The sequence below is a fragment of the Butyricimonas faecalis genome, from assembly GCF_003991565.1.
Classification (GTDB): domain Bacteria; phylum Bacteroidota; class Bacteroidia; order Bacteroidales; family Marinifilaceae; genus Butyricimonas; species Butyricimonas faecalis.
Genome location: NZ_CP032819.1, coordinates 399,264 through 412,672 on the forward strand (window position 1 = coordinate 399,264; position 13,409 = coordinate 412,672).

Sequence of the window (13,409 nt, forward strand, 5' to 3'; positions counted from 1 at the left end):
ATCCTCTTTTTGAGGATAGCCCCATATGTTGTTTTTCAGTTTTATCGTTTATTTACCCTTATCCAAAAACTTCTGTATTGCTACCGCAATGCCAATTCCCAAAGTAGCCATAAGAATGCAACCAATAGCAGCTTTCCAAATCAATGCCGAGTGCAAAATCTCCACATTCGCTACTATGATGCTGGCGAAAAAAGAGAATAGTACAACCAGTATGATAATCAAGATATAGAATATCGTGTGCGGTATGAAAATATGGCTGTCTATCTTGCGAATTTTTCGCTCAGTTTCATTACATTTGTCTTGAATTTGATGAAGGAACTTATCAAGGACAGTTTGCCCAAATTTCTCGGCTTGCTCCTGTGTTCCTTGTGCAATAGCCACTTTGTACTCCCGGAGGAATTCGAGCAGATTTACCAGATTTGTAATCATGTAATGCACATTGTCATTCAGGCTGGCAAGTTCCTTGATGTTCACATTGAGTAGCCGTTTTTCTTCCTCCAGATATTCATTCTTGGGAGTGGCTTTTATGGATTCCGCTTCATTCATTTCAGCGGAAAAATCAAATTTCTTTTTCATAGGCTTATCGTTTTAATCCTGTTTTTGTTTTCTTTCCTAATGAACGGCTGGCGGCACGAGCGCATCTGCGAGCCCATTGCAAATCGTCGTCTTCCTTGTCTCTCCACGGAAGGTCGCTTTGTGAACCTCCGCCACCACCTCCAGTTGCCACATTCGGCGTTTCAAGCAGTCCTACAAAAATAGCCACCGCCATATCGGTAAGTTCCTGACAGTTGGCAACAAACCTGTAATCGAACTCGTCATTGAAGCAGTCGAGAACTTTTTCCGGAATATAGACCTTGTGTTCCTTGCCTTCATGGGTAAGGGTATAGGGAATCATGTCTGAACGGTCTGCGAGATATTGGGTATAGTCAATAGGAGCAGCCTTATGTTCTGTTGGCAGCTGGATGACTTGGGTAGTATTGTTCCTAATGGTTGTGGTCGGCTGATGATGCAGCTTCTCCCATGTCGCAGGAAGTTTCGAGACCATCAGATTTCTGCCTACTCCCAATTCGGAAGCTTTGTATTTGGTATTCCCTTGCACGAGTGCATAACCATGGAGAATACCTTGCTTGTCCTCTCTTTCATGGACGGTATAACCTTTCCGTATAAGAGCATTCTTGTACTCATCCCATGACCACGATGGCATTGCCCTCAACACCTCCATGCAGTCCCGATTCACTTGTGGGATGTTGCGATTTCGGATTTGTGCCGCAGTCGTCCAGCCACGTTTCTTTGCCACTCGCTCCGCTGCACGTTGCGCCCGAAGATGAATGTTGTGGTCATTGTTGATATTGCCATTTTCATCCAAACGGCAGACCGCAGCATGGAGGTGGGGAACTTCGCCTTTGGATTCCGTATGCAGCCAGACCGAGTATTTGCTGTTAGCCAAATTAGTCTGGCAAGAACGGACTTTTCCGTCCTTGCCGGTAATCACTTGTTTGTCGAACTCCTCTGCGAAGTCGTGCCAAAGTTTTTGCCAGTCCTCCATGTCATAGAACTGAGTATGTTCGGGAGACGGACTCAACTCGATTCTGATTACCGAGTTCTTTATCGGCCGGTGTTGGGATATGGGCAATTGCATGGAGTTCCATATCCCCATAGCATCCGGTTCTGAAGGCAACAGATTGTCCAATACCCGATAGATTTTCTCCGGATGTTTCTTGTGCTGTGATTCGCCGGTAATGTAACGGATGTCGTTTATTCCGTGCGATATGGCTTTGGCTTTTGCAATCATTCTTCTTCGATTTTGGGGTTAGACGGAATCTTGTTCTTCTCTTTTACTGCATTCAGGAACTGGCAGACACTTTCGGCCACATTGCCAAGTTCCTTGAGCCAGCTGACCATGAACGGAATCTGATTGAACATTGCTACACGTTGCTTTGTGGACATTCCGTGCAGTGCGGAGGTGTATTTTACGAGGTCTGACCGACAATCGTCCAGATTCTGCAACAGTGCCGCTTCTTCTTTTGTAAGCCTCGCTTTGGGCTTGAAGTTATAGGCGCACGACAATAGGTAATCGCTTACGGTCATGCCGCATTTTGTAGCTAGTGATTTTATATACTCCTTCTGGGTAGGAGTTACTTTCGCCCCGATGAAGACGTCTCTTGTTTCTTTCGAGGAATCCAATGTTTTTTCAATATCTTCTTTCATTTGAATCGTTTTTATAATGGTTGAATAGGTGCGAGCTTGCGAGTACCGCACCGGCAAAGGAACTGAGCAGGCGAGAGCGCCAATGTAAAACCGTAACGTAGTGAGGTTATACATTGGCATATCTCGCAACAGTTACCTGTTGATGCTTCACGGCAAGCCATATCGGTTGCGTATAGTGAACTGGCACTCGGATAGGAAACATAGGATGATACTAGCCTCTAAAAGAGGGGAGAATATGAATATCTCACATGATGTCTTCCTCCGACTTTGCTTTATTCTTATATATACGCCCCAATAATAAAGTAAAGTTGAACTCAATAATGGTATTCTGGATTGAAGGCATAATCTTTCCCTTCTTTTATAACCATTTGTTTGTCACTGAGCAATGTTGCGACCTTTACCGCCTTGTTATAACCGAGTTTTATACCCTGTAATCCGTAACCCTCTTGCAAGCGTACTATATAATCATCGTAATTGTTGATGTTGCCATTGGCAAAAACGGCATCCAATGCTGGACGATGTACATTCTTTGGAATCTCCTTGTCCGGATCGAACGGTCCTTTGGTTGGTCGTCCGGTCTTCTTCTCTTTTGGCAGATAGGACTCTACCGGTTCGGGCATGGCTTCCTCGTTTATGCGGAAAGCGAAAGGTTCAAACTCACGGTCGCGGATATGCACGGCTTCGACCACGCTTATAGTCTTGTCCTCTTTATCCACCTCGATCTGCATAATGGTTTCCGCTTTATTGTTGAGTTCAGTGCCGATGTGACCACGAGCATGTTCGTCATTCTTGTTCTGATGCAGTACGGTATGGATGTGAATCTGTCTGTCGTCCGTCCACTGCATGAATTTGGAGATAATATCGGTAGATTCACCAGGAGAATTGATGTCATACAGGAAATCACGGATGCCATCAATTACCACCAGTCCCAAATCCGGTATTGTGCCAATGGCCTGTTCGACTATCAATAGCCGTATTTTAGGTGAGAACTTACGCAGAGCCAGCATGAGCAGATTATCCGGCTTCTTGTCTTCCGGCAATTCAGCCAAACGTAGGATTCGTTTCAATATCTGCTGGCAATGATGTCGTCCTTGCTCCGTGTCTATGTACAGAATATTCCGCTTATTCTCGGGGAAAGTGGATCGATAATGAAGAACTGTGCTGTTTCTCAATGCCGATGCGACAATGGCAGATACGTTAAAGGTTTTCTTGCTTTTGGCTTTTCCGATGGACGCACTGAAGTTTCCCAATGTACCGATAACAGCATCGTCTACCATCAGCACCACTGGCGACTGCTCGTAGGTATTTGTTACGCTCACGATTGATTCCTCCACATAAACCGCTAATTCCTCACGTGAAGGAGTCGTATTGTCCGCCTTCTCCATAGTTACCAGTTTTTCAGGTTCGGTTTACGACGATGGGATGCGAGCATGGACTTATTCTCTTCTTCGAAACTTTGCGGAGCCGGATTTTTTCGGGAGGATTCCAACCATCTGTCCAGCTCATCACGATAGATGTAGAGATGTTTTCCTTGTTTTATAACCGGAATATCGTCCTTTTTGACCTTGTAATAAAAGGTTGACAACGGCATTTTAAGATAGGCACAAGCCTCCTGTACGGTCATGGGGACGTGCGTGTTCTCTTTGGTTTCGTACTGCTTGGAAAGTTTCTCCGTTAGCAGATTTTCCATACTTGCGATTCTGTCGCATAGTTCGCCCACCACAGTCGGCAGGTCGTTGAATGTCAGTTGGTCTTTTTCCATATTATACTCTTTTAATCGTTTAATATGCTGCGAATCAACTCAATGAAACCTTGCAGAACAATACAGACCGGATTAATTATTTCGTCTGCATGCGTTTTTTTAGTCTGAGTTACTATTATTTGTTTCTAAATGGAAGCGATAATCGCCTTTATCGGGCACGTCAATAGGAATCTGACTAGGAACTTGATCCCGCAAATTAAGTTTGAGATATTCAAGAGTCGCATTTTCGAGTTCGTGAGGAAATGAAGACTTGATAAAAACGGCTCTTTTTGCCAATGATACTCCCAAGCGTTCACCTACATTCCATGCCAGATGGCGAAGTCCCGGTGATCTCAGCGGATTATCTATATTGGAGCGAATGGGCTTGTATAAATCGGATCTATCACAGGCCATATACTCAATATTAGAAATGAGGATTACAATAGCTTCTTTGGACAGATAAGGTGCGGTTTTAATAGTTACATATTCACGAATAGCATTCATGACTTCTACTTGTTTTTCTGCTTCTTTCTTTTTGATGTTCTCTCGTATTGTATCATAATTATCTATAACTGAATTATTGGGCTGTTCAATAGTTTTAGTTTCATCTGCACAATCGGTTTTTATTTCGAAACCAGAGTCAGTAATAATAGGAGATTGCCGGTCAAAAGAAAAATTGATTGGATTCTTCGTCAGCCAAGTGTAGAAAAATCGTTGCAGTAGACCGCACAATAGAATTGTAACCACGAGGCCTATTATAACTGGAGTCGTTATTGTTGTGGTATTGATTTTATGATAAGTGAATAGGTAAGTGTCTACTGCCACATAGGCAATTACCAATAATGCAAGAATAAAACTTATCCTCTTGGTCCGAATTTGAGTATTATTTGTCATCTACTGCAAGTATTTGAAATGGTTATATGGCAAAGTTATGTGCTATATTCCAGATATATATAATTAGTGACGACGAATTGCTCAATATTTGTAAAAAATAACGGTTAGAGTATGATTTCAGACTAAAAATCATACTCTAACCGCTTAAAATAGGGATAAGTGGCTGTCAGTCCTTCCGTGTCAAGGTAATCTTCTTGCTGGCTTCACGTTTGTTGGCATCCACGACTTTGATATACCTTTGAGTGGTGGTAATACTCTTGTGAGCCATAATGCTCTGTATGGTGCGGATGTCCGTTCCGGCAGCTGCTTGTAGCGTTGCAAATGTTCTACGATAGGAATGGAAGGTTATATTTTTGGTGATTCCGGCAGAACGAATCCACTCTTTCATCGGAATTTGCGTCCAACTACGCATAAGTCCCTTGAATACTAAACCTTTCTTTTCTGAACTATAGCCTATCAATCCCAACGCTTCTTCACTAATAGGAATGATGTCTTCCGCTTTGTTTTTTTGTGTGATGATATGTACGCATTTCCCTCCGGCTGAGTAGTCTACAATATCTTCCCAGCATAGTGCGAGAATATCACTGATACGTAAACTGGTCATACATGAAAACAGCGATGCTATTTTCAGAATGGGCTTCTTGCACGGTGTTTCAGCCAACTTGTACAGTTCATCTACAGACAGATACTCTTTAACAACATCCTCCGTTTCAATCTTATCCAAAAAATCATTGACATTGGTCTTTATCATTCCATTGCGGTAGAGTATTTTCAGGAATCCCCTGAAGGTAGACCAGTATCCCGATGCGGAGTTTCGTGTTATGCGTCCGTTACGTCTCAGTTTCTTAGCCGTGAGCAGATACTCCCGAAACTTGTTGCAAAGGTCTATGTCAATCTCTTCAAAAGTACATTTACCATGTACGAAGTTGTTGAAATGCAGATAGACAAACTCCCATTTCTGGTCATGCTTACGGAGTTGCTTGCGATAATGCTCCAAGAAGTCTGCCTTGAGTCTGTACTTGTCAAAGAAGTCATACCGTTCATTGACAACAGACTCGAACCTACGACAACGGATGGCTTCGGCTTTCTCGGTCATTACCTCGTTGAAATTCTGCTCTCGTTTGTTTCTCGGATTGGCATAAACATAGATGCCAAGCGATTCATGACGGATAACTTTCATAGTCTCTTTGTCCCGATACCCAGGATAATAATCTAAATAGAAAGACATCATTCTACCTTTTAACGGACGTGTTCTCAACGTTACTGTTTTACATTCATGCATACTAATATATTTTTATGGTTATTATTAATTCGCTTGCAAAACTCTGTAGTGTAATCATGCAGATTACATACAGCAGAGATTAATTTTTGAAGAATTAATGGATAGCGACAAATTAGATTATTTGTGAACACCCATAACCCTGTCAAACTCTACTTTTAGGAATCGGACGAACCGTCCGTTCTTCTCGCGGTTGATCTGATGGAATTGCAGAATTCCGTAAACAGAGTCGCGGGAGAGTTTGAATTTTTCCATAGCCTCCTTGACTGTGTAATATTCCGCTTTGCTTTCCTGTTCCGATGTTTTGGATAGGTCGAAATGGAGTTTGGAATAATAGATTTGTCCGTGTTCTTTCTTGGATGGGATATTGTTCCGATACACCTGCGAACGGATGGCGACGCGTGTCATGCCGTATTTTTCCTGAATCTCTTCCGGTGTGTACCATTCGGTCAGGTCGGAATCTACTTCGTATTTGGCAAAGGCGGCATCAATATGTTTCTTGCTGTAATAGTTGAACTGGCGGATTCTCACTTTCGGAACTTTGTGCTGCCGTGTATAAGTCCACACCCATTTGGCGTTGACCTTATATTTCTCTGCAATTTCTTCAGCAGTATAATACTCGGTGATGTCGAAGTCCTCTTTAGGCATGATGCGTTCATACGGTTTGGTTTTCATCATTAGTTCGATGTCAGCACGGCGAATGAGCGACTTTTTGCCACTGATGCGTGAAGCCCGAAGTTTGGATTCCTTTACCAATTTATATATGTATTGTCTGGTTACGCCCATCAACTTTGCTGCTTGGGCAAAAGAGAAGAAATCCTGTCCCTCGGCGGCTTGTCGAGGTTGTAGCAACTCTTGCGAGCGTTTCAACTGCCGCTTGCGTTCCCGGATGCGTTCTTTGTAGCCAAGATTGGAACACTGATGGCTACAATAGCAGGTCGTTGTCTTTTGGGCTATAAATGGCTTTCCACACCATTGACAAATCTTTCTTACTTCCATATTTTCCTTGTTTACATTGGGGATAATTTCTCCTTATTTCTCCCGGATTTTGCCAACACATGTAAACCATTGTCAACACACGTCAACTAATGCGTCACTGTGACATTCGGGCTAACCGTGAATTTCTGTCGCGGTAGAAATATGATAGAAAAATATGGATAAAAACCGTTATCTCCAAATACGGACTGGAAAGTGTTAAAATAGAAAAGTCGCTGAAATACAGCGACTTTATTCTAAATGGTTATAGTTAGTTATGGCTGTTTCCAAGCCATCATTTGCCTACGCAAAAATTCTTAAATATATTTCCCAATACCTCATCCGTCGTGATTTGTCCCGTGATTTCACCAAGATAATGCAGGCATTCCCGAATGTCTTGTGATACAAACTCACCACTAAGATGGGAGTCCAGTCCTGTGATGACTCGCTCGATGGCTAGGCGGGCATGGGAGAGGGCTTCGTAATGGCGGGCATTGCTGACGATAACATCTCCTGAATGAAGAGCGTTTAGGTTGATCGTGGAAACTAGCTCGTCCACCAGGTGATGGATGTTATACCCTGTCTTTGCGGCAATCGGGAGAATCTTTTCCCCGGAAGATAGAGATGTGATTTGCGACAAGATTATGTCGGCAGAATCTGTTTGGTCTGTCTTGTTGAGTAGAATGACTAAGCGGGTATCCGGTCCGAGGTGTTCTTTCACTTGGGTATAATAGGGAAGGAATTGTTCCGTGTCTTTGGTGGCATCGATTAAAAACAATACGATACGGGCTTGTTCAATTTTGGTAAAAGTACGTTCGATACCCATATTTTCTACTCGGTCGTCTGTGTGGCGGATGCCTGCCGTGTCGATAAAACGGAAGGTGATTCCTTGGAGGTTAATGGTGTCTTCGATCACGTCACGGGTGGTACCCTCGATGTCGGACACGATGGCACGATCCTCTTTTAGTAAAGCGTTGAGTAGGGTACTTTTCCCCACGTTGGTATTACCAACAATGGCTACCGGAATGCCGTTTTTAATCACGTTGCCAAGGGAGAAGGAAACGCATAGGCGAGAAATCAACGTGTCAATACCGACGGCAATACCCCGTAGTTCCGATCGGTCGGCGAACTCCACGTCTTCCTCCGAGAAATCCAGTTCCAGTTCGAGCAGGGAGGTGATGTGCAGCAGTTCCATTCGCAGTTTCATCAGTTCGTCCGAGAATCCTCCCCGCATTTGACTTAATGCCATTTTGTGGGCGGCTGCCGAGGATGAGGCGATTAGATCTGCAACGGCTTCCGCTTGTGAAAGGTCCATTTTACCATTCAAGAAAGCCCGTTGAGTAAATTCTCCGGGGGCTGCAAGGCGTGCTCCGGAGGAGATTAATAGTTGTAATATGCGTTGCTGAATGTATACTGAACCGTGGCAGGAGATTTCGATGGAATCTTCCCCGGTGAAGGAGTGGGGGGCGTGGAACACGGAGATTAATACTTCATCAATCAGTTCCTCCTTGTTGACGATCTTGCCGAAATGAATTGTATTCGGAAGAACATCTATCAGTTTTTTATGGGAAGGGGAAACAAATATCCGGTCACAAATTTCAATACATCCTTTTCCTGATAGGCGAATCACGGCGATAGCACCCATTCCGGGAGCCGTGCCAATGGCACATATTACAGTCTGGTCATTCATGGTAATTTCTTTCGTGCAAAGGTATATCTTTTTTATTGCGTATAGACTAAAAAATGAATCCAAATGAGCTGTTCATTTGGATTCATTTTTAAAAATTCTGTATTTGCTTATAAAAATTGCAAGAGTACAGCCCCGCAAGAGTACCCACCTCCGAACACGGAGAGTGCCACGAGGTCACCATGATCAACTCGGTCAAGGTTTTGCGATAAGGTGATGGCACAACTGGGACATCCCGTGTTACCTACTTCCTCGATGTTCGACAGCATGTGATCTTCGGGGAAATCAAGTTGACGGGCAACGGTAGACATGATTCGCTTGTTGGCCTGGTGAGAGGCAATGAATTTCAAGTCCGTCAGTTTTATTCCTTGGCTGTTCGTTACAGCATTTAACCCCTCGATCATGTAATGGCAGGCATTGATAAACACGTCACGTCCTTCCGGCATGCCGATACCCTCGTGATGTGGGCGTAGGTAAACGGCAGTGTCTGCTTTGCCGATGTGTCCGAGTCCGCGGGTGAATATATTTAGTATACGAGCTGCTTTTTCTCCTTCCGGCATGGTGGAAATGGCGATTGCCACAGATCCGTCACCCCACAGGTGACCACTTTGCGGACAAGTTTCATTGCTGTATTCCGTGTTGTGCTCTGAGCCTACAACGATGGCTTTCGTGGCCTTGTTCATGGCAAAATACCCTTCGACAATTTCCATGGCGTTGATAAACGAGGAGCAGGCTGCCGAAACGGTGAGACAGTGTGCTCCTCGTGCCTTGAAATGGCGCTGTATCGTATGTGCCGCCGTGGCTACCGTGTCGTAAGGTGAATAAGTTGCGGCCACGATCAAGTCGACTTCCTCTATGGGAAAGGGTAGTTTTTCATTTAAACGCTTGACGGCTTCCAGGGCCATGGTATTCGTGTTCTCGTTTTCGCCGGCCTTACTTCGGGTGCTTATTCCTGTACGGGTGCGAATCCACTCGTCATCTAAACCGTTCACTTCCTTGAAGTAGGAGTTTGGAACCCGATTTTCCGGGAGATAATGTGCGAAAGCGTTAATATACAATTCCATATAATAAGTAGTGTGTGTTAGTTTATTTCTTAAGAATTCCGTGAAATAATATGTTTATATACTCGTTAATCACTTGTGGTCGTGGTTGATGTTCGTACTGGCGTATAAAACCGAATTCCAGGCTTTTGAAAACGGATTGTAACGAGTTTGCCAGGCGTCGAGGTTGCTTGATCGAGAATATTCCCGCATCGGTCCCGTCCCGGAGGATTGAATAGAGAAGCTCTATTTCTTGCCTGTCAATATTCTCTCGTAGTATTTCAATCTTACTGTTGTTATGGAGAAAAGTTTCCTTAATAGGTTGACTGCCGCCCATTAGCTCTGCAATTAAATTAAATCGTTCCTTGATGTATAACTTCAACCGTTTGTCGGCTGGCAAGGCCGTTCTGACTGCCTGTTCAAGTTTTTGTTCGATTAATTCTATTTTTTGATCCACGATGTGATTAAAAATATCTTCCTTACTGTTAAAATGAGTGTATAGCGTGCGCCGACTGACTTTAGCGGCACGGGCAATATCCTTCATAGTTGTTCGATAAAAACTTGTTTCTATGAACAATTTTTGTGCCACGCTAACAATTTTTTCTTTCGTAATCAGTAAGGTTGTTCTCATTTAATTTCACAAATTGAAAAAAGTGTGCATTTATAATTTATATTCTCGTACAAGCAAAATTAATGCCACAGGTAACACGAATGTGTAAAAAAGATTAAGATATTTTACCTCGAAAAGATGACTTTTGTCATATTTCATGAGGTAGGGGAGGTGTATATTCGCGGCCGAATTTAAATTAGATGCAATGGTGAATATACTTTTAAAAGAGAAACCGTTTACCCGTGAGTGGTTCCGGACATACGCCTTACTCATCGGGGGTGCTTTTGTGCTAGCACTAGGATATAGTTGTTTTATGGCGCCTTATAAAATTGTTCCGGGGGGAATTTATGGTATCACGATCGTTCTTCAACATAAGTGGGGATTCCCGATCGGTATGGCTGCCTTGTGTTTCAATTTGCCGTTGAGTTTATTGGGCCTGCGGGTTTTGGGAGCCGGCTTCGGGGTGAAAACATTTATTTGCTTCATCCTTGTCGCTGTTTTCTCGGATAGTTTACCCACACTCTTGTTGACGTTGATGGGAGAGCCGATTCCTACGGACCCGATGGTGACTCTCGATCCTTTCAAACTAGGTGATGAGGTATTGTTGGCATGTATTTTCGGCGGTGTTGTCATGGGTGTCGGTGTGGGTATGATCATGAAATCCCGTGCTTCGAGCGGGGGAACCGATGTGTTTTCGAACATACTTCACAAGTGGACTCACCGTCCGTTGGGACAGTTGCAGATGATGGTCGATTCGTGTATCGTGATCTTCGGTTTCCTCATGTTTCAAGATTGGAAGGTGCCGATGTATTCGTGGCTTTCCATCTTCCTTATGGGGAAGACAATTGATATAATCCTACAAGGGGTCAATGCAGAGAAAAGCTTCTTTATTATCTCCGATAAAGCCGAGGAGATTCGGATGTATGTATTGAATGACTTGCACCGCGGTGGTTCCATCTTACCGATACAAGGTATGTACAATCGAGCGGAAAAGGAGATGATCATGACGATGGTTAATCGTCGGCAGATGGTAACTTTGCAACAGGCCATATATAAGATTGACCCCAATGCTTTTGTGACGATATTCGATGCTAACCAGATTCTTGGAAAAGGGTTTAAGCGGTTAGATGCAGAATGAGTCAAGAATAGTATTTCGAAATAGATTTATTGGAAATCCGGTTTGACATGGAGAAATCTCTTTTGTTGAACCGGATTTTAGTTTAAATTGTTTTGTAACTTTTCGTCTCGTTCATTCGTCCCATGAATAAACAAAATAGTGGTATGTTAAAAACTTGGATTGTTGGATGCTTGATTTATTGTTCTTGTGTGGCGAATGGGGCGGCACAGGGGAGTCGGACGATACGGATTTACGGGGAAGTGACCACCGTGATGAATCGTAAAATATGCGGGTACATCACGTGGGGAAAGAATCTTTACTGGACAGATATTTTTTCTGCGGGAAAAATCGGGAACCCATATATGTGCTATCGGAATATCATGGGTGACAACGTGCGTTTTAGCGATGGTCGGAGAGATACTCCGCCAAATCATGAATTTTCTTGTCGTTTTGGGAATATCCGGTCAATTCGAGTGATTGGTGATAAGCGGATTGAGTTGGGCGTGAAAGGAGGAAATGTCATTGAAATCGAACGGGGACGGTCGCTTGCTATCGGTAGTTGGATAGCCGTGGAACCTCGGAATGGGAAGACTGAAAACGTGGTTTGGGAACATATCAGCGAAATCGTTTTTTCCGCCGCTCCCGACACGATCAACGAGCCGAAAGACCGTCCTATCGCGGGTATCGTGGAAACGCCTTACGGGATGTACAAGGGGCTTGTTCAATGGGATTTAGATGAGAATTCACAGGAATCATTACTTGACGGGAGGACGGAAACCACTTGGGTTTCAGTAGCCTTCAAGAATATAGAGAGCATCAAGTCGTTGGGTAACTCTTCCTTGGTAACCCTTCATAGTGGCAGGGAACTTTGCATGTGGGGAGAGAACGACGTGAATGCCACGAATCGGGGGATAGCTATCAATATGCCCTCCATTGGACAGGTGATCGTGGGGTGGCATGATTTTAAGTCGTTTCGTACGATTCCTCTCGATCAGTTAAATCTTCCCGTTTACGATGATTTCGGGGCTCCCGAGCGTCTGTTCGGGAGAGTGGAAACACGAGATGGGCGTTCGTTGGAGGGCATACTGGTGTATGATCTCGACGAGGCCATGGATTTTGAATTACTGGACGGGAAGAACGGGAATATATCTTACCGTATACCTTTCAAGTATGTGCGGGAAATAGAACCTAAAAACTATAAATACACGTGGGTCAAGTTGTCGGGAGACACAGAACTGGTGTTGGGGGGAATGTATGACGTGATGGCAACGAATGATGGAATACTGATCTTCCGGACCGGGGGAGAAGTTGTTTACGTGCGTTGGCGGGACGTGAAACGGATTGAGCTATGGACCAAGGGAAAACAGAATGACTAGAATCGAATATAACCGGGCCGTGGACCATTTCTCTGACTGTGTCTATCGTTTTATCCTTAAAATGTGCAAGTCGAAAGAGATGGCGGAGGATGTCGTGCAGGATAGTTTCATGAAACTCTGGGAGGAAGTGGAACATATTGCCTACGATAAGACAAAGTCTTTTCTTTTCAGCACGGCATATCATAGGATGATTGATGTCTTGCGGCGGGAAACGAAGTTCGGGGACATCGAGAACGTGGCAGACCGGGTAGGGGATGTGCGGGAGGGATACACTGGATTACAAGAAATATTGGATGTTGCTTTGGAGAAATTGCCCCCGGTGCAGAAAACGGTGATTCTTCTGCGGGACTACGAGGCGTATTCCTACGAGGAGATAGCCGGGATCACGGGGTTGAACGAATCGCAAGTGAAAGTGTACATCTTTCGGGCGAGAGCATTTATGAAAGCATACATCTGTAGGCTAGATGTGATTATTTAAGTGG

Annotated in this window: 14 protein-coding genes; 3 read left to right on the forward strand and 11 right to left on the reverse strand. The window is 44.1% G+C overall.

The annotated features are described in order from the left end of the window. Positions 1 to 48 precede the first annotated feature (48 nt). From D8S85_RS01660 to D8S85_RS01710, 11 genes are all read right to left on the reverse strand, one after another. The gene (locus D8S85_RS01660) at positions 49 to 576 is read right to left on the reverse strand and encodes a membrane protein (protein ID WP_025867789.1); all 528 of its coding nucleotides are present in this window, start codon (positions 574 to 576) and stop codon (positions 49 to 51) included. 4 nt (positions 577 to 580) lie between these two features. Next, positions 581 to 1,792 (reverse strand): relaxase, encoded by a 1,212-nt coding sequence (locus tag D8S85_RS01665; RefSeq protein ID WP_127074741.1) that lies wholly within the window; start codon positions 1,790 to 1,792, stop codon positions 581 to 583. Next, positions 1,789 to 2,208: a plasmid mobilization protein gene (locus tag D8S85_RS01670; RefSeq protein WP_025867787.1), complete on the reverse strand. Its 420-nt coding sequence runs from the start codon at positions 2,206 to 2,208 to the stop codon at positions 1,789 to 1,791. The genes D8S85_RS01665 and D8S85_RS01670 overlap by 4 nt, the downstream gene beginning before the upstream one ends. Before the next feature lie 314 nt (positions 2,209 to 2,522). Further along, entirely contained in the window at positions 2,523 to 3,593 is a 1,071-nt protein-coding gene (locus tag D8S85_RS01675) for an AAA family ATPase (RefSeq protein WP_025867786.1), read from the reverse strand. A gap of 2 nt (positions 3,594 to 3,595) precedes the next feature. Continuing rightward, positions 3,596 to 3,970 carry a helix-turn-helix domain-containing protein gene (locus tag D8S85_RS01680; RefSeq protein ID WP_025867785.1) on the reverse strand — a complete coding sequence of 125 codons (375 nt, stop codon included), beginning with the start codon at positions 3,968 to 3,970 and terminating at the stop codon, positions 3,596 to 3,598. A 99-nt stretch (positions 3,971 to 4,069) separates the two neighbouring features. After that, complete coding sequence (locus tag D8S85_RS01685; RefSeq protein ID WP_127074742.1) at positions 4,070 to 4,843, reverse strand: hypothetical protein; 774 nt, start codon at positions 4,841 to 4,843, stop codon at positions 4,070 to 4,072. 166 nt (positions 4,844 to 5,009) lie between these two features. Then, complete coding sequence (locus D8S85_RS01690; protein WP_127074743.1) at positions 5,010 to 6,125, reverse strand: tyrosine-type recombinase/integrase; 1,116 nt, start codon at positions 6,123 to 6,125, stop codon at positions 5,010 to 5,012. Positions 6,126 to 6,242: 117 nt separating this feature from the next. Continuing rightward, positions 6,243 to 7,121: a helix-turn-helix domain-containing protein gene (locus D8S85_RS01695; RefSeq protein ID WP_025867783.1), complete on the reverse strand. Its 879-nt coding sequence runs from the start codon at positions 7,119 to 7,121 to the stop codon at positions 6,243 to 6,245. Between the two features lie 271 nt (positions 7,122 to 7,392). Next, entirely contained in the window at positions 7,393 to 8,787 is a 1,395-nt protein-coding gene (gene mnmE, locus D8S85_RS01700) for a tRNA uridine-5-carboxymethylaminomethyl(34) synthesis GTPase MnmE (protein WP_127074744.1), read from the reverse strand. 107 nt (positions 8,788 to 8,894) lie between these two features. Then, positions 8,895 to 9,848, reverse strand: coding sequence for a 3-oxoacyl-ACP synthase III family protein (locus D8S85_RS01705; RefSeq protein WP_228423315.1), 954 nt, complete (start codon positions 9,846 to 9,848; stop codon positions 8,895 to 8,897). Between the two features lie 22 nt (positions 9,849 to 9,870). Continuing rightward, on the reverse strand, positions 9,871 to 10,455 hold the full coding sequence (locus D8S85_RS01710) for a TetR/AcrR family transcriptional regulator (RefSeq protein ID WP_106624512.1): 585 nt from the start codon (positions 10,453 to 10,455) through the stop codon (positions 9,871 to 9,873). 184 nt (positions 10,456 to 10,639) lie between these two features. On the opposite strand from D8S85_RS01710, the gene D8S85_RS01715 reads away from it, so the two are divergent. The 3 genes from D8S85_RS01715 (at position 10,640) to D8S85_RS01725 (ending at position 13,405) form a co-directional block, all read left to right on the forward strand. Further along, on the forward strand, positions 10,640 to 11,572 hold the full coding sequence (locus tag D8S85_RS01715) for a YitT family protein (protein ID WP_106624513.1): 933 nt from the start codon (positions 10,640 to 10,642) through the stop codon (positions 11,570 to 11,572). A gap of 143 nt (positions 11,573 to 11,715) precedes the next feature. Further along, entirely contained in the window at positions 11,716 to 12,927 is a 1,212-nt protein-coding gene (locus D8S85_RS01720) for a hypothetical protein (RefSeq protein ID WP_106624514.1), read from the forward strand. After that, positions 12,920 to 13,405, forward strand: coding sequence for an RNA polymerase sigma factor (locus tag D8S85_RS01725; RefSeq protein WP_106624515.1), 486 nt, complete (start codon positions 12,920 to 12,922; stop codon positions 13,403 to 13,405). Before D8S85_RS01720 ends, D8S85_RS01725 begins: the two co-directional genes overlap by 8 nt. The last annotated feature ends 4 nt before the right edge of the window (positions 13,406 to 13,409 follow it).

Excerpts from the sequence above, each read along its gene's own strand:
- D8S85_RS01725 (WP_106624515.1), top strand. The coding sequence starts at position 12,920 with ATGACTAGAATCGAATATAACCGGGCCGTGGACCATTTCTCTGACTGT.
- D8S85_RS01695 (WP_025867783.1), bottom strand. The coding sequence starts at position 7,121 with ATGGAAGTAAGAAAGATTTGTCAATGGTGTGGAAAGCCATTTATAGCC.
- D8S85_RS01720 (WP_106624514.1), top strand. The coding sequence starts at position 11,716 with ATGTTAAAAACTTGGATTGTTGGATGCTTGATTTATTGTTCTTGTGTG.
- D8S85_RS01690 (WP_127074743.1), bottom strand. The coding sequence starts at position 6,125 with ATGCATGAATGTAAAACAGTAACGTTGAGAACACGTCCGTTAAAAGGT.
- D8S85_RS01660 (WP_025867789.1), bottom strand. The coding sequence starts at position 576 with ATGAAAAAGAAATTTGATTTTTCCGCTGAAATGAATGAAGCGGAATCC.
- D8S85_RS01665 (WP_127074741.1), bottom strand. The coding sequence starts at position 1,792 with ATGATTGCAAAAGCCAAAGCCATATCGCACGGAATAAACGACATCCGT.
- mnmE (WP_127074744.1), bottom strand. The coding sequence starts at position 8,787 with ATGAATGACCAGACTGTAATATGTGCCATTGGCACGGCTCCCGGAATG.
- D8S85_RS01680 (WP_025867785.1), bottom strand. The coding sequence starts at position 3,970 with ATGGAAAAAGACCAACTGACATTCAACGACCTGCCGACTGTGGTGGGC.
- D8S85_RS01685 (WP_127074742.1), bottom strand. The coding sequence starts at position 4,843 with ATGACAAATAATACTCAAATTCGGACCAAGAGGATAAGTTTTATTCTT.
- D8S85_RS01710 (WP_106624512.1), bottom strand. The coding sequence starts at position 10,455 with ATGAGAACAACCTTACTGATTACGAAAGAAAAAATTGTTAGCGTGGCA.
- D8S85_RS01705 (WP_228423315.1), bottom strand. The coding sequence starts at position 9,848 with ATGGAATTGTATATTAACGCTTTCGCACATTATCTCCCGGAAAATCGG.
- D8S85_RS01675 (WP_025867786.1), bottom strand. The coding sequence starts at position 3,593 with ATGGAGAAGGCGGACAATACGACTCCTTCACGTGAGGAATTAGCGGTT.
- D8S85_RS01715 (WP_106624513.1), top strand. The coding sequence starts at position 10,640 with ATGGTGAATATACTTTTAAAAGAGAAACCGTTTACCCGTGAGTGGTTC.
- D8S85_RS01670 (WP_025867787.1), bottom strand. The coding sequence starts at position 2,208 with ATGAAAGAAGATATTGAAAAAACATTGGATTCCTCGAAAGAAACAAGA.